23 protein-coding genes and 2 riboswitches are annotated in these 26,198 nt (G+C 26.5%); of the genes, 20 read left to right on the forward strand and 3 right to left on the reverse strand.

Translation table 11 applies throughout. The features are described from left to right. From QX51_RS05815 to QX51_RS05835, 5 genes are all read left to right on the forward strand, one after another. Positions 1-1,474: PAS domain-containing sensor histidine kinase (locus QX51_RS05815; protein WP_039678967.1), on the forward strand; the 1,474-nt coding region annotated here is incomplete at its 5' end. 213 nt (positions 1,475-1,687) lie between these two features. After that, the gene (cls, locus tag QX51_RS05820) at positions 1,688-3,139 is read left to right on the forward strand and encodes a cardiolipin synthase (RefSeq protein WP_330376043.1); all 1,452 of its coding nucleotides are present in this window, start codon (positions 1,688-1,690) and stop codon (positions 3,137-3,139) included. A gap of 205 nt (positions 3,140-3,344) precedes the next feature. After that, positions 3,345-4,550, forward strand: a complete 1,206-nt coding sequence (locus tag QX51_RS05825; RefSeq protein ID WP_242842696.1) for a type III PLP-dependent enzyme domain-containing protein — start codon at positions 3,345-3,347, stop codon at positions 4,548-4,550. Between the two features lie 115 nt (positions 4,551-4,665). Further along, positions 4,666-5,535: a mechanosensitive ion channel family protein gene (locus QX51_RS05830; protein WP_330376044.1), complete on the forward strand. Its 870-nt coding sequence runs from the start codon at positions 4,666-4,668 to the stop codon at positions 5,533-5,535. Between the two features lie 212 nt (positions 5,536-5,747). Continuing rightward, positions 5,748-6,338 carry a TVP38/TMEM64 family protein gene (locus QX51_RS05835; RefSeq protein ID WP_039678969.1) on the forward strand — a complete coding sequence of 197 codons (591 nt, stop codon included), beginning with the start codon at positions 5,748-5,750 and terminating at the stop codon, positions 6,336-6,338. Between the two features lie 72 nt (positions 6,339-6,410). Here the strand turns inward: QX51_RS05835 and QX51_RS05840 are convergent, their stop codons facing one another. Next, positions 6,411-7,397 carry a lipoate--protein ligase gene (locus QX51_RS05840; RefSeq protein ID WP_039678970.1) on the reverse strand — a complete coding sequence of 329 codons (987 nt, stop codon included), beginning with the start codon at positions 7,395-7,397 and terminating at the stop codon, positions 6,411-6,413. A 189-nt stretch (positions 7,398-7,586) separates the two neighbouring features. On the opposite strand from QX51_RS05840, the gene QX51_RS05845 reads away from it, so the two are divergent. From QX51_RS05845 to QX51_RS05855, 3 genes are all read left to right on the forward strand, one after another. Continuing rightward, positions 7,587-8,183, forward strand: a complete 597-nt coding sequence (locus QX51_RS05845) for a DUF4362 domain-containing protein (RefSeq protein ID WP_039678971.1) — start codon at positions 7,587-7,589, stop codon at positions 8,181-8,183. 87 nt (positions 8,184-8,270) lie between these two features. After that, a riboswitch (Lysine riboswitch) is annotated at positions 8,271-8,442 on the forward strand. A 119-nt stretch (positions 8,443-8,561) separates the two neighbouring features. Then, positions 8,562-10,307, forward strand: coding sequence for a Na+/H+ antiporter NhaC family protein (locus tag QX51_RS05850; protein WP_039678972.1), 1,746 nt, complete (start codon positions 8,562-8,564; stop codon positions 10,305-10,307). Positions 10,308-10,520: 213 nt separating this feature from the next. Continuing rightward, a complete protein-coding gene (locus QX51_RS05855; RefSeq protein ID WP_039678973.1) occupies positions 10,521-11,231 on the forward strand; it encodes a tRNA threonylcarbamoyladenosine dehydratase in 711 nt (236 codons plus the stop codon). Positions 11,232-11,341: 110 nt separating this feature from the next. Here QX51_RS05855 and QX51_RS05860 read toward each other — a convergent pair whose 3' ends face one another. Continuing rightward, the gene (locus tag QX51_RS05860; protein WP_039678974.1) at positions 11,342-12,697 is read right to left on the reverse strand and encodes a Na+/H+ antiporter NhaC family protein; all 1,356 of its coding nucleotides are present in this window, start codon (positions 12,695-12,697) and stop codon (positions 11,342-11,344) included. 160 nt (positions 12,698-12,857) lie between these two features. Beyond that, positions 12,858-13,033: riboswitch (Lysine riboswitch) on the forward strand. Between the two features lie 110 nt (positions 13,034-13,143). On the opposite strand from QX51_RS05860, the gene QX51_RS05865 reads away from it, so the two are divergent. From QX51_RS05865 to QX51_RS05905, 9 genes are all read left to right on the forward strand, one after another. Continuing rightward, positions 13,144-14,892 carry a Na+/H+ antiporter NhaC family protein gene (locus QX51_RS05865; protein ID WP_039678975.1) on the forward strand — a complete coding sequence of 583 codons (1,749 nt, stop codon included), beginning with the start codon at positions 13,144-13,146 and terminating at the stop codon, positions 14,890-14,892. A gap of 145 nt (positions 14,893-15,037) precedes the next feature. Next, positions 15,038-16,117, forward strand: a complete 1,080-nt coding sequence (locus QX51_RS05870) for a pentapeptide repeat-containing protein (RefSeq protein ID WP_082007799.1) — start codon at positions 15,038-15,040, stop codon at positions 16,115-16,117. 160 nt (positions 16,118-16,277) lie between these two features. After that, positions 16,278-17,366, forward strand: coding sequence for a KamA family radical SAM protein (locus tag QX51_RS05875; RefSeq protein ID WP_039678976.1), 1,089 nt, complete (start codon positions 16,278-16,280; stop codon positions 17,364-17,366). A gap of 326 nt (positions 17,367-17,692) precedes the next feature. Beyond that, positions 17,693-18,046, forward strand: a complete 354-nt coding sequence (locus tag QX51_RS05880; RefSeq protein ID WP_052232901.1) for a helix-turn-helix transcriptional regulator — start codon at positions 17,693-17,695, stop codon at positions 18,044-18,046. 80 nt (positions 18,047-18,126) lie between these two features. Further along, complete coding sequence (locus tag QX51_RS05885; protein ID WP_039678977.1) at positions 18,127-19,275, forward strand: iron-containing alcohol dehydrogenase; 1,149 nt, start codon at positions 18,127-18,129, stop codon at positions 19,273-19,275. Between the two features lie 205 nt (positions 19,276-19,480). Continuing rightward, entirely contained in the window at positions 19,481-20,074 is a 594-nt protein-coding gene (locus tag QX51_RS05890; protein ID WP_257560516.1) for a BtrH N-terminal domain-containing protein, read from the forward strand. 188 nt (positions 20,075-20,262) lie between these two features. Continuing rightward, a complete protein-coding gene (locus QX51_RS05895) occupies positions 20,263-21,180 on the forward strand; it encodes a helix-turn-helix transcriptional regulator (RefSeq protein WP_039678978.1) in 918 nt (305 codons plus the stop codon). Positions 21,181-21,212: 32 nt separating this feature from the next. Next, the gene (locus QX51_RS05900) at positions 21,213-21,836 is read left to right on the forward strand and encodes a GyrI-like domain-containing protein (protein ID WP_152607215.1); all 624 of its coding nucleotides are present in this window, start codon (positions 21,213-21,215) and stop codon (positions 21,834-21,836) included. 13 nt (positions 21,837-21,849) lie between these two features. Next, entirely contained in the window at positions 21,850-22,608 is a 759-nt protein-coding gene (locus QX51_RS05905; RefSeq protein WP_039678980.1) for a GNAT family N-acetyltransferase, read from the forward strand. A 69-nt stretch (positions 22,609-22,677) separates the two neighbouring features. Here QX51_RS05905 and QX51_RS05910 read toward each other — a convergent pair whose 3' ends face one another. Further along, positions 22,678-23,787 carry a DUF362 domain-containing protein gene (locus QX51_RS05910; protein ID WP_039678981.1) on the reverse strand — a complete coding sequence of 370 codons (1,110 nt, stop codon included), beginning with the start codon at positions 23,785-23,787 and terminating at the stop codon, positions 22,678-22,680. A gap of 241 nt (positions 23,788-24,028) precedes the next feature. Between QX51_RS05910 and QX51_RS05915 the strand changes: the two genes are divergently transcribed. From QX51_RS05915 to QX51_RS20870, 3 genes are all read left to right on the forward strand, one after another. Continuing rightward, entirely contained in the window at positions 24,029-24,211 is a 183-nt protein-coding gene (locus QX51_RS05915; protein WP_039678982.1) for a (2Fe-2S)-binding protein, read from the forward strand. A 648-nt stretch (positions 24,212-24,859) separates the two neighbouring features. Continuing rightward, complete coding sequence (locus QX51_RS05920) at positions 24,860-25,816, forward strand: alpha/beta hydrolase (RefSeq protein ID WP_039678983.1); 957 nt, start codon at positions 24,860-24,862, stop codon at positions 25,814-25,816. 23 nt (positions 25,817-25,839) lie between these two features. Then, a complete protein-coding gene (locus QX51_RS20870) occupies positions 25,840-26,004 on the forward strand; it encodes a hypothetical protein (protein WP_200886381.1) in 165 nt (54 codons plus the stop codon). The last annotated feature ends 194 nt before the right edge of the window (positions 26,005-26,198 follow it).

The following is a 26,198-nucleotide window of genomic DNA, read 5'->3' on the forward strand; positions in this document are numbered from 1 at the left end:
ATTTGATATAGATGGATTTATAATTTATGCAAATGAGCAAGTTAGAAAAAGGTATAATATTCATGAAAATAGTTTGAATTTTTTTGAGGAAATAAGCAAGATGTGTAAAATAGCTTATGAAGGTTTAGAAGAAGAAATTAGACACAATATACTTAATTCTATTAAAAGTAATAAAAAGTGGAGTGGAGTCATAGATAAGAGTGACGGAGATGAAAGGTTTCTAGAAATTGATAAAGTTGTCAGTACGCAATATGGTGAAGTACTTATTGTTCAAATAAGTCAGAATGAAGAAATAATAAAATTAAAAAAAGAGATAGAGGAAAAAAATATATTATTTGACATAATAACTAAAAAAGCTGGAGATTTAATAACAATAGTAGATAATAATAAAAATATAAAATATTTAAATGATGAGTCATGTAATGTATTAGGTTACTCAAGAGGAGAGCTTATAGGAAAAAAATTGGATGAAATTGTAATAGGAGGTACGAACATTTTGTATACAAATAAATTCCAAGAAATTTCTTTAAGATGTAAAAATGGAGAAACGATAGATATAGAAACAATAAGCTCACCAACTAGTGAAAATAATGAGGATGGTTGGATACTTATAGCAAGAAATATAACTTATAGACGTGACCTTAAAAACTTAAAAGAAAAATATGATGAAATAAAGATTCATAATAAGTTGAAAAGTGATTTTTTTGCTAACTTATCCCATGAATTAAAAACTCCATTAAATATATTTTATTCAATTATTCAGGTTTTAGATTTAAATGTAGAGAAAGATGCAAATGATTTTAAACAAGCATATAAAAAATATAATAAAGGTTTAAAAGTGAATTTTTATAGGATGTTTAAAATGATAACAAACTTAATAGATTTAACAAAATTTGATTCTAATTTTGAAAAAGTAAAATTTAATAATTATGATATAGTGAAATTATGTGAAGATATTTCATTATCTGTCATAACTTATGCTGAACAGAAAAATATTGAAATAGTATTTGATACAGAAAAAGAAGAGGAGATAATTAGATGTAATGGGGAATACATGGAAAGAATAATGTTAAACATTTTATCAAATGCAATTAAATTTACTCCAAGAGGAGGAGAAATATTTATTAATTTATTTTTTGATAATGAATTCGTTCATATAAAAATTAGAGATAGTGGTATAGGTGTTCCAAAAGAAAAAATAGACAGTATTTTTGAAAAGTTTGTAAGGGTAGATAAATCATTTAATAGAGAAAATGAAGGTAGTGGTATTGGTTTAAGTATAGTAAAATCTTTGGTAGAGTTACTTGAAGGAGAAATATCATTAAAAAGTGAAGAAAATAAAGGCAGCGAGTTTACAATTTCTTTACCAAATATAAAATTGAATGAAAAAGATTTATATGAAATGCCAACAGATCATATAGTGGATGCACAAAAGATTACTTTAGAGCTTTCTGATATATATGATGTTTTTTAAGACTTAGAATTTTCTAAGCCTTTTTTGAGTTAAAATATTATTTAGTGGAAAATTTTCACACTATAACATAAACTAAGATATACTATTTATATATGCGAAATTTTAAAGGGGAGAAAATAAAAAATATATATGAAAAAATTATATAAAAATTCTATTCAAAGATTAATATTTTTCTTTTTAACTTTGGCAGTACAAATATATATTATTTTTTTAGTGATTTTAACGTGCAGAGAATATTTTTTATACTTTTATATAGCATCTTTAGTAATTGGATGTATCTTAGTAGTATATATATTAAATGGTAAAAGTAATCCGAGCTATAAAATTGCATGGATAGTACCAATACTAATACTGCCCATATTTGGAGGAACATTTTATCTTATTTATGGTGGAAATAAATTAAGTAAAAGAGAAAAGAAAAAGATGAAATCTCAAAATATAAAAATGAAATCATCATTAATTCAAGATTATGATGTATTAGAAAGATTGGGGAAACAAAACGAGCATGCTAAAAATCAATCTTCATATATATTGAATTATGCCAATTGTCCTATATATGAAAATACTTATAATGAATATTTATCTCCAGGAGAAGTTAAATTTGAAATATTAGTTAAAGAATTAAAAAAAGCAAAACATTTTATATTTCTAGAGTATTTCATTATTGAAGAAGGGATAATGTGGAATACAATTTTAGATATTTTAAAGGAAAAAGTTAAAGAAGGCGTAGATGTAAGAGTAATTTATGATGATGTTGGATGTGTAATGAAGTTACCTTATCGATATTCAGATGAATTAAAAAAATATGGTATTAAATGTAGAGTATTTAATCCGTTTGTACCCATATTTACCAATAGATTAAATAATAGAGATCATCGAAAAATAACAGTAATAGATGGATATGTGGGGTTTATGGGTGGCATTAATTTAGCTGACGAATATATAAATGCCTACGAAAAGTATGGTCATTGGAAGGATGCAGCCATATTAATCAAGGGAGATGCGGTATTTAATTTAACAGTAATGTTTTTAAGTATGTGGGATTTTATAAACAATACTGATGATGATTATTTAAATTATAAGCCAGAAAAATATACAAATGAGAAATATATAGGTAGAGGATATATACAGCCTTTTGATGATAGTCCACTAGTAAATGAACCTATTGGGGAAACTGTATATTTAAATCTAATAAATAAGGCAAAAAATTATATCTATATAAATACTCCTTATTTGATAATAGATAATGAAATGGCAACATCATTGAAAATAGCGGCGAAATCAGGTATAGATGTAAGAATTGTTACACCTCATATTCCTGATAAATGGTTTGTCCATGCAGTTACAAAGTCATATTATCACTCATTTATAAAGGATGGTATAAAAATTTATGAATATACACCAGGATTTATGCATTCTAAAACTTTTGTAGTTGATGATGAGTATGCGGTGGTAGGTAGTATAAATTTAGATTTCAGAAGTTTATATCTTCACTTTGAATGTGGTGCATGGTTATATAATACGGATAGTGTATTAAAAGTAAGAGATGATTTTGTAAAGACTTTAGAAAAGTGTCAAAAAATAAGTCTAAAAGAGTGTGAAGATATAAAATGGCCTGTTAAATTTGGTCGATTAATACTTCGCTTATTTTCACCATTATTATAAAGAAAAATCTTCCTTGATACTATAGAAGGAAGATTTTTTATTGCTTTGATTCAAGATTATTATTTAAATAGATATTCTTATTATTTAATAATTAGTTCATAATAAAGGATAAAAACAAGAAATATAGAATTTCAATAGGAATATATAATAAAAAACTTTTAGGGGGAGGACAGGAATGATAAATAATAATGTTTTAAAAGATTAAATGTCTAAAGTAAATAAATCATTTTATATATATGATGAGGAAGAAATTTTAAAGGCAATTAATATATTACAAGATAAATTCAGTGAATTTGAGATTTTGTATTCTATTAAGACTAATCCAAATAAAAATATAGTAGAACTTATAAGTAAGAATAGTATAGGCGCTGATGCCGCATCTGCTAAAGAAGTGGAAATATCAAGTGCAGCTAATATAAATAAAGAAAATATAATTTATTCTTCACCAGGAAAAAGAAGAAAAGATATTGAAGAATCTATGGATAAATGTATAATAACCACTGATAGTTATAATGAATTAAGTTTATTAAATGAAATTGGAAAAGATAGAAATATTCAATTGGAAGTAGGTTTAAGAATTAATGCTAATTATAATGTATTTGGAGGAAAGCCTCTAAGTAGTAAGTATGGTGTTGATGAAGAAAGCTTATTAGATTACAAAGACTTTATAGATAATCTAAATAATATTAAAATTATAGGAATTCATGTACACCTTCAGTCACAAATTTTAGATTATGAAACTATTTATAATTACTATGAGTATGTATTGGAGCTTGCTTTATTTTGTAAAGATAAAATGAATTTTAATCTTAAATTTATTAATTTTGGTGGAGGATTAGGTATATCATATGGTGATTCTTATAAAAATTTAGATATTGATAAACTTAGTATTATGTCAAATAATTTAATTGCAAAATATAAAGAAAAGTTAAATACTAGATTTATCATAGAAAGTGGGAGATTTCTAGTTTGTAAAAGTGGAGTTTATGTTACACCAATAATTGATATTAAAGAATCTAGAGGCTCAAAATACATAATTGTGCAAAATGGATATAATGGATTCTTTAAACCTACAATTAGCGAGCTTATTGTGTCTTATACTAATGAAAAAAATGATTTAAAAATGATGGAGCCACTCTTTACATCTTATGATTCTTATAAGATAAGTTTAATTAAAAATGAAAATGAAAGGGAAAATCTTAAAGAAATAGTTACTGTAGGTGGAAATTTATGTACAGCTGTTGATATTCTAGCGAAAGATATTGTACTACCCAAAGCTGAACTTAATGACTTGATTTCCATAAACAATGCAGGAAGCTATGCTTATTCTCTTACACCTCTTTTATTTAGTAGTCAAGAAAAGCCTGTGGAAATTTATTTTAGAAGTATGGATGATTATTTAATAGATTAAATTACATAAATTTACATTATATGATTTTTTATAATTGTTTACCTTCATTCTAGACAATAATCGCAAAACAGTGTATTATTTTATTTATATATGCAGTGAATTTGGAGGTAAATTAATGTTTGAAGAAATGCAAAAAGAAATACAAAATATGAATTTTAAAAATATGACAATAGAAACTATGACTACTAAAATACTGGATTGGGCGATGACTAGTGGTGCAAAATTAGTAATTGGTATAATTTTAATAGTAATAGGGTTTAAGGTAATCAATAAATTAGCAAGAAAATTTGTAGTTTTTTCAGAAAAAAGAAATATAGATATGACATTAGTGAAATTTACTAAATCTTTTATAGGCATATCCTTAAAAGGTTTATTAGTACTTGTGATTGCTGGTGGATATTGGGATTTAGAATTATCAGGCTTAGCTGCCATAGTAGCTTCAGCTGGGGTTGCAATAGGTCTTGCACTTCAAGGTAGTTTATCAAACTTTGCAGGTGGATTTATAATTTTACTTCTTAGACCATTTAAAGTTGGAGATTATATTCAAACAGGTCAATTTGAAGGAGCTGTTGAACAAATTGGTGTGTTTTATACTACTTTAACTACAGTAGATAACAAAGTGGTATTAATACCAAATGGAACTTTATCAAATGGAAGTTTAATAAATTATTCCACAAAAGATACTAGAAGAGTGGATTTAATATTTTCAGCAGGATATGAGTGTGACATTTTAAAAGTTAGAAGCGTACTAAAAGAAATAGTAGCTAAAAACAAATTAGTTCTTGATTATCCAGAGCCATTTGTAGGTTTATTTGAACAAGGTCCAAATTCTTTAAACTTTGCTGTAAGAGTTTGGGTAAATACACCTGATTATTGGACAGTATATTTTGATTTATTAGAGCAAGTTAAAATTAAATTTGATGAAGAAAATATTTCAATACCATATCCTCAAATGGATTTACATGTAAAACAAATCTTGAAATAAACTTTAGATCGCTTTTAGCGGTCTTTTTATTTTTTAGATGATTTTTAGTAAACACAAATAATTAATTATAAAAAGTAAGAAAAAAGTAAGAATAAAGGGTATAATAACGTAAATTGTTAAGAAAATATGAAAGTTTATTCATAATTGATTTAAACAAAAAATATTATGATATAATATTTTTAAAACTTTTAATTCATAGGAAGGAGGCTGTTATGGATTTTATTCAAAATATATACAATATCGTAAATGACTATTGGCTATTGTCAATTATGGTTGGGTTGACTAGTGTATTTATAGAAAGCTTTTTACCAATATTACCATTAGTTGCAATTGTCACTGCTAATGCAGCCTTATTTGGTATGTATCCAGGATTAATAATATCATGGATAGGTTCTACATCTGGAACAATATGTTTATTTTTATTAGTTAAGAAAATTGGTAATAAGAAATTTATTAAAATATTAAAAAATGAAAAAGTTGAAAAAGCAATTGATTGGGTTGAGGAAAAAGGATTTAAGCTACTATTTTTAGCTTATGCTTGTCCATTTTTGCCAGCTTGTGTAGTTACAATATCTCAAGGTTTAGCTAAAAGACATACAACAGATTTTATATCTGCTGTAGTAGCAGGTAAGCTTGTTATGTTTTTTATAGTTAGCTATATAGGTAACGACATCATGGGGTTTATAACAAGTCCTTTAAAAGTGGTAACTTTACTTTTAATAACTTTTTTAGCTTGGAAGATAGGTAAAAAATTAAATAAGGATTTAGATAATTTCGAAAAGAAAAGAATGCATGAAGAATAGGCATATAGCTTATTCTTCATTTTTAAAATGTAAAGATTGTATATATAAAGAGAACATTAATTATCTTAATATCTATTTTACACCCATTATTCCATCTACTAAAATATCTATATTACAATTTAAAAAATAATCATTAATATCGATATTGTTTAAAGTAGATTTTATACTAGATTCATTATGCATTACATTTTTTAATAAATCTTCTATATTAGAAACATCCTTTTTACCAAAAAAATCACCGAAGAACTTTATTTCATTAATTATCCCTTTATCTACATTTAAACTAAACTCTATATTACCACCAGGATATTTAACTTCATTATTAAGGGAGTATTTAGGTGAATGACCAAAGTTCCAATGCCAAGTACTATATTTTTCATCGACTAATTTATTTATTTCATTTATATCATGATCACTTAATTCATAAAAGTGATTATTCTCATCTTTATTATTTATAAAGTTCATCAAGTAATCTTTAAATTCTAAAACAGTCATACTTTTTTTTAAGTGGTTGCTAATATTAGTAACACGAGATTTAACGGATTTAACGCCTTTTCCTTCAAATTTTGATGGTTTTACCTTTAGTGCGCTTGACAAATCATTTATTTGAGAAGAAAATAAAAGTGTGCCATGATGCATTACTTTATTTTTATAGTTGTATTGAGCATTACCTGAAAATTTTTGATTATCAATAAGTAAATCATTTCTTCCTGAAAATTCAGCATGTATATTTAAATCTTCTAGACATTCTATTATAGGCATTGTAAATCGTTTAAAGTCGCTAAAGCTGTTATCATTGCAAGAGATAAATGTAAAATTTATATTTCCTAAGTCGTGAAAAACAGCTCCTCCACCAGACTGTCTTCTGACAACTTTAATATTATTTTCTTTTACATATTCATAATTAATTTCAGATAATGTATTTTGATTTTTCCCTACTATTATGGCACTTTCATTTCTCCATAACATAAATACATCTTCTGTAGTATTTTTTAAGAAATATTCTTCCATAGCCAAGTTAAAGTAAGCATTTGTGCTAGTATTATTGATTAATAACATAGTCTAATCCTCCAAATATATTTGTAATGAGATATTTTACTAATATTCAACAATATATGAGAAAATCCTTTAATAAATATTGAAAATTAAATAATTTGTCAGAATTTTTACAATCATAAAGAATGAAAATTGAAGGAATTATTTCAAAAAAAAAGAAAATATTAATAAGCAGTATTTAGGGGGTAGAAGATGAAAAAGATAATTTCTATTATTATATGTATAATTTTTTTTAGTTTAATAGGATGTGAAAATATTGATAATGAAAATATTATTAATACCTTTAATGATAAAGAACTTAAAGTATATTCATCAGAAGATTCACAAAAGGTAAAAGACTTACTAAAGTCATATGGAGATGCAAAAAATTTAACAGTAGAAGAAGCAAAAAAGAACAATATAGTAGTGGTAGAAAATGAACAAATTGTAGGAAATAAAAAAATATGGAATGACTTTTACAATAATAGTAAAAATAATAAAGATGGTAGTATATTGATAGTACAATACACTGAGCAAGATGACCCAATATTGACTTATTTATCCTGCAAAGACAAAGAATTTTTCATGATTGAAGATGATTCTAGAGATCAATATAGAGATAACAAGAATGAAGATTATTTTGAGTATAGTTTTAAGTATTTGAAATTGTTCGAAGAAAATAAAAAAACTTATGTATACTTATTAGATGATAATAAAATAACTTTAGATGAACTTAACTATTCACTTTTAAGTTCTAATATATCTGATTGGATACCTTACGGATTTGTATTTTATTATATAAATACGTAAAAGTTTTTATAAAATACGAATAATTTTGAAAAATTATATTGTATTTTAAAAAAATATATAATATACTATAAAAAAACAACAAGTGAATATGTAGGTAGAGGTGCAGTGTTTATCAGTATTAACAATGAGGTAGCACGATGATTTGTTAAGAAAGGAAATATTGCCGAAGCATATAACTGAGGCTTTAAGGTTATATAGCTGGGTGTATATAGAATATATATGCAACTGTCACTAATTTTAGTGTTGAGCTATCATTGAGAAGAACTATATTATTTTTTAGTATGTAATTATAACCTTGATGAAGCCATCAAGGTTTTTTTATTATAAAAAATGGCAAAACCCTAAAATATTCACAATCATCACATAGGGGGAAATAAAATGAGAAAAAGAAATGTAAGATTATTATTAATAACGACGATGTTGATTTTAATGTCGAGTGTATGCAGTTTTGCAGCTGAACAAGATATAGCTGTAATAAATGCAGAGAAGTATGGAGTATTAACTCTACTTCCACCATTAGTAGCTATTATTTTAGCTTTTATAACTAAAAATGTTATAGTATCTTTAGTTATTGGTGTAATGTCAGGTGGATTTTTATTAAACTTAAATGGCATAAATGTATTTTCAGCATTATTTAGTTCATTTTTAGATTTAGTTGATAGAGCTGTGGGAGCATTGGCTGATCCATGGAATGCAGGGATTATACTTCAAGTTTTAGCAATAGGTGGAGTAATAAACTTAGTTGCTAAAATGGGTGGAGCAAAAGCTATAGCTGAAGCTTTAGCAAAAAGGGCAAAATCTCCAAGAAGTGCTCAATTAATAACTTGGATAGCAGGTTTATTTGTATTTTTTGATGATTATGCAAACTCTTTAATAATAGGACCAATGATGAGACCTGTCACTGATAAAATGAAAATTTCAAGAGAAAGATTAGCTTTCGTGATAGATGCAACAGCAGCACCAGTTGCAGGTATAGCAATAATATCAACATGGATAGGTTTAGAAGTAGGACTAATTGGAGATGGATTTAATGCAATAGGAGTTAATGCCAATGCATTTAGTGTATTTTTAAATACTATACCATATAGATTTTACAATATATTAATACTTGGGTTCATAGTTATAACAGCAGTTTTACTAAAAGATTTTGGACCGATGAGAGAAGCAGAATTAAGAGCTAGAAGAGGAGAAACAAATTTAATTTCTAATAAAGATATAGATGAAAAAATAAGTAATGAGCATAGTGATTTAGAGCCATTACCAGGTGTTAAATTAAATATATGGAATGCTATAATACCAATAGGAATATTAATAGTTGGATCATTATTTGCATTTTATTACAGTGGATATACTACAATAATAGGTGGAAAAGATACAAGTTTAATTCAAATATTCAATGATTCACCATTATCATTTGTAGCAATAAGAGAAGCATTTTCTAATGCAGATGCATCAGTAGCCCTATTTCAATCTGCTTTATTTGCAGGTGTGATTGCCATAGCTATGGGTGTTGGTAAAAAAATATTTACAGTATCACAAGGATTAGAAATGTGGGTAGATGGAATGAAAACCTTAGTTATTACTTGTGTAATACTAATATGTGCATGGTCACTTTCATCAGTAATAAAAGAGCTTGGAACAGCAAGATATTTAATACAGCTATTATCAGGTTCTGTACCAGCATTTTTATTACCAAGTATAATATTTATATTAGGTGGAATAATTTCATTTGCAACAGGAACATCTTATGGAACAATGGGAATATTGATGCCACTTACTATACCTCTTGCTCACTCAATAAGTCCTGAAATGTCTTATATAATAGTTTGCATAAGTGCTGTACTTACAGGTTCTATATTTGGAGATCACTGTTCTCCTATATCAGATACAACAATACTTTCTTCAATGGGAGCTGGATGTAATCACATAGATCATGTAAGAACACAAATGCCATATGCTTTATTTGTAGGAAGTATAGCCATATTATTTGGATATATACCAGCAGGATTTGGACTTCCAATTTATTTAATAATTCCATTAGCTTTTGTGGCAATGTTTATAGGAATACAAATATTTGGAAAAAGTGTAGATATAGATGAAAAAGAAGAAAGCTTAATAGCTTAATATATTATATAAATCCCTTTAAATTATTGTATATAGAATAATTTAAAGGGATTTTTTTGTTTAACATAAATGTTACAAAATTTAGGGTTTATGTGTAAAAATATAGAGATGATTTATCTAAAAAATTAATAACTTAATATTTTACTAATATACTTACTCTTCTAGGAAAAACTATATAGTATAGTTAATAGTAATATTTAAAGGAGAATATATATGAATAATAATTTTTCAATGAGAACAAATTTACTCATAGGTGAAGAAGGAATGAACAAACTAAAAAATTCCCGTGTTCTTATAATAGGAGTAGGAGGAGTGGGAAGTTTTTGTGTAGAAGCATTAGTAAGAGCTGGCATAGGAAATATAACAATAGTAGACTATGCAAAAGTTGAAGAAAGTGATTTTAATAGACAATTACCAGGATTGATTTCTAATTTAAATAAAGATAAGGTTAAAGTAGTAAAAGATAGATTAATAGATATAAATAAAGATTTGAACATAAAAGAATTTAGTTGTGTTTTTAATGAGGAAAGTAGTGATAAAATATTTAGTGAAAATTATGACTATGTTGTAGATGCCATAGATATGGTTTCTTCAAAACTTCATTTAATTCAGTTATGTATAAACAAAAACATACCTATAATTAGCTCCATGGGAATGGGGAATAAATTAGACCCAACAAAAATAGAAATTAATGATATTTCAAAAACTCATACGTGTCCATTGGCTAAAGTAATGAGAAAAGAGCTCAGAAATAGAGGTATAGAGCATTTGAAAGTCGTATTTTCCACTGAACAACCACTAGAGCTTAAAGAAAAAATATCAAATGGTCATAGAATATTACCTGGAAGTATTTCATTTATGTCTTCATGTGGAGGATTAATAATGGCATCACAAGTTATAAAAGATTTGTTAGATATAAAATGATTTGAAATACAAAACAAAAACAGTAATAATTTCAGTTGTTATGGAAATTATTACTATTTTTACTTAACTAACTATAAAGTATGTTTTTATGCAGGGATATAATACTAATTTTATTTATTTTTTATCTCTCTTTTAGTAAAAAGTTTGTATATTTTATTTTTATAATAATCCAGATAGATACAGTAGCATAGATGACAAATAGGCACTATATATAAAAAAATAGCATAAGGGATAAACTTGTAGCTATTTATACCTAAAACTGAAGTAGGAATAAGTGCAGCAATACACCATGGAACTAGCGCAGAGGTAACAATGGCAGAATTAGAAAATTCCATGGCTATATCTTCATTTTTTAAATCTTTATAAGTATCCCTAAGTATTTCTATAGTTAAAATAAAAGCTATTGTTTGACTACACCCGATACTAGATATGATTAAGCCAAGAAATAAAGTTATTAAAAATAATCTGCTTCGATTCAATTTTATCTGTTGTAAATATTTTTCAAGACCAGCAAAAATATTTAAACCACTAAAAAAACCTGTTAAACAACAAGAAATAATAATTATGTAACAAGTTTTAAGCATTGAAATAATACCTCCACCCTTAATTATATTTGATAAAGATGAAGAAGTTTTATATCCGAATATAATATGATTAAACAAATCTAATATATTAGTTTTTTGAATAATAAAGCAAATTAATATGGAAGTTATAACACTTATAGTTATCGATTTAGTAATTGGTATTTTATTTAATGACAAAATAAGGATTATAATAGCAGGTATTAATAAAATAGGACTTATATGAAAATCTTTATACAAAGCTAAACTTAGTGAGTTATCAATAAAAGTTAAAGGATTTATTAAAGAAAATAATAGATAAAAAATAATGCTTATAATAGTTGGAATAATTCCGAAGATAAATACTTTTTTTACATAATTAAATAATTCAACTTTAGTCAAATTACAAAGAAGAAGTAGACTAGAAGATAAAGGTGAACATCTATCACCCAAGTATGCTCCAGACATTATTGCTCCTCCAACTAAATTTAAATTAAGATTAGATGCCCCAGCAATAATAATAAGAGGTATACCCACGGAGCTTATAGTACCAAAAGAAGTTCCAATTAAAAAGGATGTTATAGCTGGTATTAGAAAACAAAATAAAATGAATAAATTAGGATTAATATATTTTAATGAATAGTAGACTATAGCAGGGATTGTGCCACAACATAGCCAAGCACTTATTAAAACAGAAATTAATAATAAGATTTCTATGATAGGTAAAGATCTTTTGGACTCAAATGCATATAGCTTAAGAAGGTCTTTTACAGTTTTGCTTCTTTTTACACCAACTAAAGAAAATAGAATTAAAGAAATAGTCAATCCATATCCAAGAAAAATATTATTAAATACGCTGTATATTAACATGATAATCGTAAGTATAATAATTAAAAAAATACTCATACAATCACCCCCAGGGATTTATCATTATAATAAGATTATAGAGAAAAATTTCAGAAATATAAATTAAATATAAAAATATTTATAATGATAAATAAAAAGGTTAAAACAAATACTTGCCAAATAATGGAATATAGCTTATACTCATAACTATAAAGTGAATATTTAAGGTAGAGGTGCGATTTTTATTAGTAACGATAAGGAGTTAAGCAACGTTGAATTATTGTGAAAGGGAACATCGCCGAAGCATATAACTGAAGCTTTAAGGTTATTTAGCTGGGGATATATATAATATGTATATCACTGTCACTAAGAAATTAGTGGTGAGCTATCAAATGGATTTATAATTTAGTATAATTATGACCTTGATGCTCTTACATCAAGGTCTTTTTTAATTAGAGAAAATAGCCCTTATAATATTCACTATAAAATATTAGGGGGAAAAGAAAATGAAAAGAAGAAATTTGAGATTAGTTTTAATGACAACCATGCTATTCATAATGACAACGGCTCTATCATTTGCAGAAGAAGTTGATGTTGCAGCAGAAAATGCAGCTAAATTTGGAATATGGACTTTAATACCACCATTAGTTGCTATATCACTTGCTTTTATAACTAAAAATGTTATAGTATCTTTAGTTATAGGGATTATGTCAGGAGGATTTATATTAAATATAACAGGAAATAATCCTTTTATGGCAATATTTTATTCATTCCTGGATTTAATTCAAAGAGCAGTTGATTCTTTGGCAGATCCATGGAATGCAGGTATAATTCTTCAGGTCTTAGCAATTGGGGGAGTTATAAATCTAGTTGGAAAAATGGGTGGTGCAAAAGCCATAGCTGAAGCCTTATCAAAAAGAGCAAAAACAGCAAAAAGTGCTCAAATAATGACTTGGTTTGCAGGATTATTTGTATTTTTTGATGACTATGCTAATTCATTAATAATAGGGCCTATGATGAGACCTGTTACAGATAAAATGAAAGTATCAAGAGAAAGATTAGCCTTTATAATAGATGCAACAGCAGCGCCAGTTGCAGGTATAGCAATAATATCAACATGGATAGGCCTTGAGATTGGACTAATAGGAGATGCATTTTCATCTATTGGAGTTGAGGCAAATGCTTTTGGAGTATTTTTAAATACAATTCCATTTAGATTTTACAACATATTAATATTAGGATTCATAGTAATGACAGCATTACTTTTAAAAGATTTTGGTCCTATGAGAAAAGCAGAATTAGAGTGTAGAAGGGGAAGTCAAAATCTTACTTCAAATGAAGAAGTAAATAGACAATTAAGTAAACATGATGACTTAGAACCATTACCGGGTGTAAAACTTAGTGTATGGAATGCGATAATACCAATAGGAGCATTAATAGTTGGAGCATTATTTGCTTTTTATTACAGTGGATATACAGCAATAATTGGTGGAGAAGATAGTGCAGTAATTCAAATCATGCAAAATTCACCAGCATCATTTAATGGGATAAAAGAAGCTTTCTCAAATGCAGATGCATCAGTAGCTTTATTCCAGTCAGCTTTATTTGCAGGAATAGTAGCAATGGTTATGGGTGTAGCTAAAAAAATATTTACAGTATCAGAAGCTTTAGATGTATGGGTAGATGGTATGAAGACATTAGTAATAACAGGTGTAATATTAATATGTGCATGGTCGCTTTCATCAGTAATAAAAGAGTTAGGAACAGCAAAATATTTAATTACATTATTATCAGGTTCTCTACCACCATTTATAGTACCAAGCTTAATATTTGTGCTTGGAGCAATAATATCATTTGCAACAGGAACTTCTTATGGAACAATGGGAATACTTATGCCACTTGCTATACCACTTGCATATTCAATAAATCCAGATATGTCTTATGTAATAGTTGCAACATCAGCAGTATTAACAGGAGCTATATTTGGAGATCACTGTTCACCAATATCAGATACAACAATACTTTCATCCATGGGAGCTGGATGTAATCATATAGATCATGTTAGAACGCAAATGCCTTACTCAATATTTGTGGGAGTTATTACCATAGTGTTTGGATATATACCAGCAGGATTTGGATTACCTGTTTATCTAGTTTTACCATTAGCATTTGTAGCAATGTTTATAGGAATTCAATTACTTGGTAAGAGTGTAGAGGTTGAAGATATACAAGGAAATGAAGTATTAGATAACTAATATTTATAAAAGACTTAAATGATGTATTTAAGTCTTTTTTTATGTAAATAATAAGTTATAGAGTTTGTAAAAGGAGAAATTGCTATGGCTTATGTAAATTTTAAAGGAAAAAAATTATAGTTATATACTTAAACACAAAAAAGAGATGACTGATTATAATCCTGATGATAGATATAGTTATGAAACTATAGAAAATGAATTTATTGGCAAAAAAGGTATATTAGATGAAAAAGATTATTATAACATTTCTAATAGTGATATAGTGTGTGCAAATTTTAAAGATTGTACTTTTGCAAATGTTAAATTTATCAATTGTAGAATAATAGGTTGTAAATTTTATGATTGTAAATTTATATTAGGTGGTGTAATTTTTGAAAATTGTATATTTATCATGGAGGATAGCATACAGTCTCCATCATTGAATAATAAAACAAATTATTCTTGTGAATTTTATAACTGTGAGTTTTACAGTAAATTTAAAAACTCAGATTTATCATATGCAATATTTGAAAACTGTTTAATAAAAAATACTTCATTCGAAATATGTATGATGAAAAGTGTTATTATAAATAAATGTGAATTAAATAAAATAACAATTTCTGATAGTGATTTAAGCGGACTTAAAACACATAAATGTTATATTGTAGATTTTGAATTTGATGATAAATATAAAACAAAATTGGACGAAAAAACATTTTTTGATAAATTAGTGGAAATAAAAAAAGATAGACAAGAATATGAAGGATTGTATATGACTTATGAGACTATAGCAGATAAATTTAAAGAAAATACTTTAGATAATAATTTTGGTGAATATTATTATTTATGCAAAAAAACTGAAAGTAAAACTCTTGATCCGCTACCAAAGATGGCGTCATTTTTGTATAGAGCATTTTGTGGATATGGAGAAAGACCTTTTAATGCACTATTTGTAGGTATATTTTTAATAGTTCTATTTGCATTTTTATATTTATTTATCGGAGTAGATATTGATAATAATTATATTGTTTATAATTTAGAAACATTAAAAAACTTTAATTTTGTACAATTTATTGAAGATTATAACGAATCACTGGCACTAAGTTCAGGTATATTTTTAGGTGTAGGAGGATATAGTTGTGAGCCAGTTCAATCATCACTATTATTGTCTAATGTCGAAATGATCTTAGGGACAGTAACTGTGGGCGTTGGAATAGGAGCTATAGTAAGAAAAATTATAAGATAATATTTTCAAAAAAAAAGGAAATTCGTCATATAATATAGTATTTACTAATATATATTCTAAAATTTTGTAATATTTTAATTATTGAAAAATATAATTCACATATTTAAAAAAATGAATAATATTTTTCGGAATTTTAATTTACTTATTAAGGGGTGGTATATTGAAAAATATAGAGTTATTAAAGAATATAACAAGAGTAGAAGATTTAAATTTATATTTGAATTTAACAGAAGATGAGAAAGTAAAAATGAATGAAATACTTGAAAAATACCCTATGTCTATTACACCTTATTATATATCATTAGTTGATTTTAATGATCCAAATGATCCTATAAAAAAGATGTGTATTCCTTCATTAGAAGAAACAGATCTAAATGGAAGTTTTGATACAAGTGGTGAAGCAGATAATACTATTATTACAGGAATGCAACATAAATATAAACAAACAGTTATAGTTTTATCTACCAATCACTGCGCAATGTATTGTAGACATTGTTTTAGAAAACGTTTAGTAGGTTTATCAGATGAAGAAATAGCTAAACATTTTGAAGATATGTTAGAATATATTAAAGAACACGAAGAAATTAGTAATATACTTATTTCTGGAGGAGATTCATTTTTAAATAGTAATAAAAAAATTAAAAAGTTTTTAGAGGTTTTATGTGATATTCCTCATATTGATATTATCAGGTTTGGGACAAGAATACCTGTAGTATATCCTGAAAGAATAACAAGAGATAATGAACTTAAAGAAATACTTAGTAAATACAGTGAAAATAAGCAGATTTATGTAGTAACTCAATTTAATCATCCAAGAGAAGTTACCAATGAAGCTAGTGATGCTATTAAATATTTAAAAGAAGCTGGTGTTATCATAAAAAATCAAACTGTATTACTGAAAGGTGTAAATGATGATAGCCAAGTACTAGGGGATCTATTAAAGAAAATTACATCAATAGGAGTAATACCTTATTATATTTTTCAATGCAGACCTGTAACAGGTGTGAAAAATCAATTTCAAGTCCCACTAAAAGAAGCTATTGATATAGTAGAAGGAGCTAAAAATTTGCAAAATGGTCAAGGTAAATGTTTTAAATATTGTATGTCAACTGTAAGGGGGAAAATTGAAATAGTAGGAAAAATTGATGATACTAAAATAGTATTTAAATATCATCAAGCTAAATATGAGGAGGATAGAGGAAGAGTATTTATAGAAGAAGTAGCTAAAGATCAAACATGGATATATTAAAGCTATTAAGAATAGTGATAATAAAATAAAAAATAGATTATAATAGAATATGTTTTCGTTAGATAACTATATTTGTATAAAAACCATCATTTAAAATGTATTGAATTTAGATGATGGTTTTATCTATTAATTTCTAGTTATGTATTTTGTATAATAGCTAGAATATTGTGAATTTATAGAAATAAAGCAATATCTTACTATACACGAAAACTTAAGTTGTTCTATAATATAACTATAGCAAATATAATAGTAAATACAATAAAACTAAATAGCGCTATATTAAGCAACTTTTGTTTACTAAATAGAAAGGAGCGTTAATATTTGTCATGCCAAGTAGTAAAATATATAACGCTAATCCCTATATCACCAAATCAATAAAATATATAAATGACAATATAAAAAAGAAGCTAAGTATCGATGAAATTTGTCAGTATATAAACTTATCTAAATTTTATTTCTCACGAATATTTAAAGAAGAGGTTGGTGTAACTCCATATAGATACATTTTAGATTGCAAAATAGAAGCAGTTAAAAATGATTTATCTGAAGGAGTCGATATTAACACAGTAGCAAGTAAATATGAGTTTTACGATTTAAGTCATCTGAATAAAAATTTTATAAAAGTTTACGGAATAACACCACTGGAATATCAGGAATCCTGCAAAATTAAGAATAAATAAGTTTTATTCTAAAATGTTAAGTTATTATGTAGCTAACTACATATATACAATAAATTAAAATTTTAAGGAGGTTTTTTAATATGGCTTTTACTTTTTATATGCCAAGTGTTAGTTTAATGGGACCAGGATGTTCAGACAGTTTACCAGAGGAAATAAAATCAAGAGGATTTAAAAAAGCTTTAATAGTTTGTGGAAAGAGATCTGCTGGTAGTGCAGAATTTAAAGGAATAACTGATAATTTAGCTTCTAATGGTGTTGAATTTGTTGTATATCCTGGTTCTCAACCAAACCCTACTGTTACTAATGTAATGGATGGTGTTAAAGTACTTAAGGATAATGGATGTGATTTTGTTATATCTTATGGTGGAGGTTCTCCGCATGATTGTGCAAAAGGTATAGCTTTAGTTGCAACAAATGGTGGAAATATTAAAGATTATGAAGGTGTTCACGTTTCTGAAAAACCTCAACTTCCACTTATAGCTATAAATACTACAGCTGGTACAGCTTCTGAAATGACAATATTCTCTATTATAACTGACGAAGAAAGACATGTTAAAATGGCGATCGTTGACAAACATGTTAATCCAGTTCTTGCAATAAATGACCCTAATTTAATGGTTAGTATGCCTGCTTCTTTAACTGCTGCTACAGGAATGGATGCTTTAACTCATGCAGTTGAAGCTTATGTATCTACTGCTGCTACTCCAGTTACAGATGCTTGTGCACAAAAAGCTATTGAACTTATAAGTGATTATTTAAGAGATGCAGTTGCTGATGGAAATAATATGGAAGCAAGAGATAAAATGGCTTATGCAGAATTTTTAGCAGGTATGGCATTTAATAATGCTTCACTTGGATATGTTCATGCAATAGCTCATCAATATGGTGGATTCTATAACTTACCACACGGTGTATGTAATGCAATATTACTTCCAGCAGTTCAAGAATTTAATGCTAAAGTTGCTGCTAAGCAATTAAAAGACTGTGCTAAATTTATGGGTGTAGATGTATCTGGAATGAATGATGATGAAGGTGCTGCTGCTTGTATAGCTGCAATCAGAAAATTATCTGTTGATGTTAATATACCTAAAGGATTTGCTGAACTTGGAGCTAATGAAAAAGATTTTGATATATTAGCTACTAATGCATTGAAAGATGCTTGTGGTGCTACTAACCCAGTTCAAGCTACTCATGATGAAATAAAAGCTATATTAGCACAAGTTATGTAATTTGAAAGTGTTGTCTAATTTTTAATAAATTAGTACATGTAAATAAACCTTATAACAATAAGCTATAATTGATAAATACAAAATTTATCGATTATAGCTTTCTTTATATATAAAAATATTATTAATAAGACATAATGTTGTCATATTAGTAATGATAATATCTAATCAAAGGAGATGATTTTATAGTGATAAAACTAACAAGCTAATAAATGATAATAAAGCAGTTTTAGTATATGTAGATATGTCTTATTTGAAATATTTAAATTTAGAAGAAGATAGTCATTTTGGAGGACATGCCATAGTTATTTTTGGATATGATGATAAAGAAAATAAATTTTATATAAGTGACAGAGATAATTCTGATAATCCAATAAGAACTCCAAAGGGTTATATATCTAAAGATTATCATTTAGCAAATTATTTCGAAATAGAACAGGCACGAAGTAGTAATCATAGACCATTTCCGGCTAAAAATAAATATTTAGATATGAAACTTGATAAATGTGGAAAAGTTACACCGAATATAATAAAAGCAGCCATAAGAGAAACTTGTGACAAGATGTTAAATCCATCAGCACAGTTATTAGGTTTAAATGGTATTAACAAGTTTTCAAAAGAAATATTGAAATGGAGCAAGTTTGAAGATGAAAAATTAAGAAAAGCTGGAATGACTAATTATTTTCAAATAAATGCAGATGGTGGCACTGGTGGTGGAATTTTCAGGCGTATGTATGGAGATTTTCTAAAAGAAGCAAGTACTATATTAAAATCAAGAGAAATAAAAGAAATAGGAGAATAATTTATAAATATATCTAAAAAATGGGATAAAGTAGGAAATCTCATGTGGAATCTATATGAAAGTGGATATAAACAATTATTGATAGAAATGTCTGATATAATAAAGGGAATACATAAAGATGAAACTTTTGTATTAAGCAAATTATATCAATTAGTTTTATAAAATAATTAAAATAATAGAGGGATTCCATGAAAATTAATAGATTAACAGAAATTATATTGATACTTTTGAATAAAAAAACAGTTACAGCTAAGGAATTATCAGATAAATTCCAAGTATCCACTAGAACCATATACAGGGATATAGAAACATTATCTTTGTCAGGAGTACCAGTTTATATGAGCAAAGGGAAAAATGGAGGCATTAGTTTACTAGAAGATTTTTCAATAAATAAAACCTTATTATCTAAAGATGACAAGGAAAGTTTAATGTTGGCATTAAAAGCCCTATCAACTATTGAGTATCCAGAGATAAGCTCTGTAATTGACAAGATGGGATTTATGAATAAGACAAATAACAATGATAATTGGATAGATATAGATTTATCTAGATGGGGTAACAAAACCCATGAAGACGATAAATTTCATAAAATTAAATATGCAATTTTAAATAATAAATTAATAGAATTCACCTATGTAAATAGTTTGGCAAATAAGTCTAGGAGAGTTATTGAACCTATTAAACTTATTTACAAAGGGCAAAGTTGGTATTTGTATGGTTATTGTAGATTAAAGGAAGACTTTAGATTATTTAGAATAAGTAGAATAAAAAATATTGAGATGAAGGAAGAAAGTTTTATAAAAAGGGATTTTAAACTAGTAGAAAAAAACAAACAAGAAAAAGAAGTTTGGAATACTGTAAAAGTGAAATTAAAAGTAAAAAAAGAAGCTTTATACAGAGCTTTTGATGATTTTGATGAAGAATCAATTATGGAAAATAAAGATGGAACTTATGAAGTGACAATGGAATTTCCAGAAAGTGAATGGTTGTATGGATATATACTTTCTTTTGGACCTTATGTGGAAGTATTAGAGCCATTACGTATAAGAAACATAGTTTTACAGAAGATGAAAGAAACTTTAAATATTTATAATGAAAAGTTTTAATATATTTAATTTAAGAAAGAGGAAGAGTCATTATGAAACATGAATGGAGAAAAAAAGAAAAGAAATATTATTTGCCAAAAGATAAACCTGAAATTGTCAACATGGAAAAGTTTAAGTTTATACAAATAAAAGGTAGTGGAAATCCAAACAGTGAGGAATTTTCTGAAAAAGTAGGTGTACTATATTCCATAGCTTATGCTATAAAAATGATGCCTAAAAAAGATATAACTCCAGAAGGGTACTTTGATTATACAGTATATCCATTGGAAGGTATGTGGGGATTGGACGAAGAAGGTAGGAAAAAAGAGACTTTTGATAAAAATCATCTAGTATATAATATAATGATTAGACAACCTAAATTTGTTACAAAAGACGTTTTTGATTTAGCAATGGATATTACTAAAAAGAAAAAATTTAACAAGTATTTAGATGAAGTTGAATTTGGAGAAATAAATGAAGGTATGTGTGTTCAAATGATGCATGTGGGACCTTTTGATGAGGAATATAGAACTTTTGAAATTATGAAAGAATTTTGTCATAACAATAAATTATCTCTAAGGGATAAAAGTCATAGAGAAATTTATATATCTGATTTTAGAAAAACATCACAGGAAAAACTTAAAACAGTTTTGAGATATATGGTGGAAACTAATTAAGGAGGAATCTGTTTTGAATTTTATAGATTTAAACTTTGAAAATATAGATAAAGAACATATATGTTGTGCTCTTTCTGATAAAAAGGGAGAATATCAAGTTTCGTCAAAAAAAGATTGGATTAAAAATGAATTAAAAAATGGATTAGTATTTAAGAAAGGAGATGTGAGAGGTAAAGTTTTTATTGAATATATACCTTCTGAAAATGCTTGGTGTCCAATTGTTGCATATAATTATATGTTTATAAATTGTTTTTGGGTGTCAGGAAAGTATAAAGGACAAGGCATAGGTAGTAAGCTACTTGAGGAATGTATAAAAGATAGCAAAGATAAGGGGAAAAATGGGTTAGTAATATTATCTTCAAACAAAAAGAAACCTTATTTATCAGATAAAAAATACCTTATAAATAAGGGTTTTTTAGTAGCCGATGCTGTCAATCCATACTTTGAATTGCTATATTTCCCATTTGGAGAAGAGGTACTTATACCTAAATTCAAAGATTCTGTAAAAGAAGAAATTATAAATAAATCAGGATTTGTATTATATTATTCACATCAATGCCCATTTACTTCAAAGTATGTTTCTCTTATAAAAGACTATGCAGAGGAAAGAAACATAAATTTGAAAACTGTTAGATTTAAAAATAAAAAGCAAGCGCAAAATTCTCATATACCTTTTACTACATATAGCTTATATTACAATGGAAAATTTATAACTCATGAAATTATAAGTAATAAGAAATTTGATTATATATTTAATTTACAACAATTGTAAATAAAAAGAGTAGCAACTTTTATTGGATTTACAACAATATAAGATTACTACTCTTTTATTATTTAAATTTTATACTTCTATTAATTCGTATTCTTTATTTCCAAGACCAAGTCTAACACTGTGATCTATACAAACTTCCCAGTTTGTTTCAGGATGAGTATTTATAAAGTGATCATGAGTATTAAGGTCTTTTTCATCTAAATAACTACCATGTATGATAGATTGTTTGTTGCAAGCATCTACACATGCCATGTCTAAAGCAACAGGGTCAAAAGAAGCAAATATACCAACATCTGGAATGATAGCTAAATCGTTTTCTCTGTGACAGTCACAATTAGGAGATACATCAATAACAAAGCTTATATGAAAATGAGGTCTACCTTGTAAAACTGCTTTAGAATATTCAGCTATTTTTTTGTTTAAAATATCATTTGATTCATCAGTAGGAGAATTTACGGCATCATAATTACATGATCCAATGCATCTGCCACATCCAACACATTTATCGTGGTCAATAGAAGCTTTTTTATTTTGTCCAAAGGAAATAGCTTCATGTGCACAGTTTTTTGAACATGTTCTACATCCAACGCATAAATTTTCGTCTACAAAAGGTTTTCCATTACTATGCATTTCCATTTTACCAGCGCGAGATCCACATCCCATACCTATATTTTTTAAGGCACCACCAAAACCTGTAGACTCGTGTCCTTTAAAATGGCTCATAGAAATAAAAATATCAGCATCCATTATTGCCTGACCTATTTTAGCTTCTTTAACATACTGCCCACCCTCAACAGGAACAAGAGCTTCATCTGTACCTTTTATTCCATCAGCAATTATTATATGACATCCTGTAGTAAATGGATTATAACCATTGGTATAGGCCGAATCTAAATGCTCAAGTCCGTTTTTTCTACCACCAACATAAAGAGTATTACAGTCTGTTAAAAATACCTTGCCATTTTTTGATTTTATTAAATCCACAATAACCTTAGAAAAGTTAGGTCTTAAATAAGCTAGATTTCCCGGTTCTCCAAAGTGTATTTTTATAGCGCTATATTTGTTTTCAAAGTCAATATCTTCTATTCCTGCTTTGATAACTAGTTTTTGTAATTTGTCTAGTAGATTATTTTTAAAGTCTGTTCTTAAATTTGTATAATATACTTTTGATTTATTCATAAGTTCCCCTTTCCATATGAAAAATAAGTTATTTCAATATATTATAATCCTATAATAATAATTCTTCCATAAATTTATATATATAATTTGGAAAAGAATTTAAATATATAATTAACTATTTTTTTGGAGAGGTAAATAATAGTAAAAATAAAAAAATGTTTATATTTAGAGATATGAGGGAATAAATATATTACAAAATAATATAAACATATAATTAGTCATAATATATTGGAGGACAAACATGGAAAACTTAAATAAGAATGTATGTAATTGTAGAAAAGTATCTTTCGAGAAAATAGAAGAAAGTATAAAAAATGGAGCAGATAGTTTTGAAAAAGTTGTAGAAGAAACTAAGGCTACAAAAGGATGCGGAAGATGTAAATCTTATGTAGAAGATATAGTAAAAAGTAAATTAAATAAATAAACTAAAAAAATAAAGATGCTAATGCATCTTTATTTTTTTAGTTTATTAAATACATTACATATAATAGGTTTCATATACTTTGAATTGTTAATTTTATAACAAATTGATTGGATTAAGTAAAAATGTTTGTTAATAATAGAAATGAATTTTCTATAAAAAGAAAAAATTTTACTTCTAAATAATAAAAAAGTATTAGCTTTTATTAGGAAAATGTTTTATAATTATATTTGTAATAGAAAAACGAAAATTTTTATTACAAATGAAATTTTGGGTATATTAAATTTAAACTTTGAGTAATTGGTTGAAAAGGTTTGCCTATGGGAAGGGGAATCTTTTGGGGGAAATCGTGAACGGATTTTGTAATTATTAAATTTATTCTTTTTAAGAAGTCATTTTAAAATGGGGGTTTTAAGATGGCTTTTTTCATTCTAAAATAGAATTATTATTCAAGATATATAATTGATTTATAAAAAGTATTATTATATTATTTAATTAGATAGCTTATTAAATGTTAAATAAAAAATTAGCTTAAGTAATTTAACCCACACTAGCACGAATTAATATCGTGCTACTTTTTTTGTATATAAAGACAAACATGTTAAAAATTTGTTATACTTAAATGGGAAACTAATTGAAAGGGTGAAAATTATGAGATGTAGCAATTTTTATTTTACTTCTAAAATAGACGAGAAAGAGATATATACATATAAATTTGAATGTGATGAAAATGTAGCTGTGAAAGGTGCGGTACAAATATCTCATGGTATGGCAGAACATGGCAAAAGATATGAAGATTTTGCTGAAATATTAACCGATAACGGGTACAATGTGTACGTTAATGACCATAGAGGTCATGGTAAAACTGCAAAAAAATTAGAAAATGCAGGTTATTTAGCAGATGAAAATGGATTTGATTGTTTAGTAGATGATATACATACATTAACAGAAATAATAAAAGAAGAAAATAAAGATGTACCTTTAATATTATTTGGTCATAGCATGGGATCTTTTGCTTCTCAAAATTACGCTATTAAATATGGAGATGAAATAGATGGACTTATACTTTCTGGTTCTAATGGAGATTTTGGGTCACTGCTTAATATGGCTAATTTAATAGTTAAATTCACTTGTAAGATTAAAGGAAGAAAATATGTTAGTAAATTTATAGATAGTTTATTCTTTGGTTCAAATAATAGAAACTTTAAACCATGCAGAACAGATTATGATTGGTTAAGCAGAGATGAAAAAGAAGTAGATAAATATATAAATGATGAAATGTGTGGATTTATGTGTACGTGTGGATTTTTTGAAGATTTTATACAAGGACTCAAATTTATAGAAGATAGAGAAAATATAATCAAAATTAGAAAAGATTTGCCTATATTAATAGTTTCAGGAGATAAAGACCCTGTTGGTAATAATGGTAAGGGCTTGTTAAACCTAAAGATTAGGTATGAAAAATCAGGAATTGAAGACGTGAAATGTATACTATATAAAGATGGTAGACATGAAATATTAAATGAGATTAATAAAGAAGAAGTAAAAGAAGATATAATTAAGTGGATAGTTGAAAAGATAGAGAATAAAAAAGAAAGTTATTATTAATATAAATTAGGAGGAATATAGAAATGGCAGAAACAAAAATAACAGGATCTTCACAAAGAAATGCAAAGGATGTAGCAATAGAACTTACAGAATTGTATTATAGAGTGTCAAAGGAAGAGGCTAAATCAGCAGAAGAAGTTGGAGATACATACGTTAAAATTTACAATATAATTAAAGATGCAAGATAAATAAATTACAAAATATTAAAAAATTTATATCAGAAATTAAGATAGTTACTAAATGTTATCAAAAATGAATTAGAAAAATAAATAGAGGTTACAAATTAGTTACATATTTTATTACTTCTGTAAATATAAATATATAAACAAGTTAAAAATTAAAATCAAAAAATACTTAAGTTTAATATATTTAATATTTATAG

The sequence above is a fragment of the Terrisporobacter othiniensis genome (assembly GCF_000808015.1).
Classification (GTDB): domain Bacteria; phylum Bacillota; class Clostridia; order Peptostreptococcales; family Peptostreptococcaceae; genus Terrisporobacter; species Terrisporobacter muris.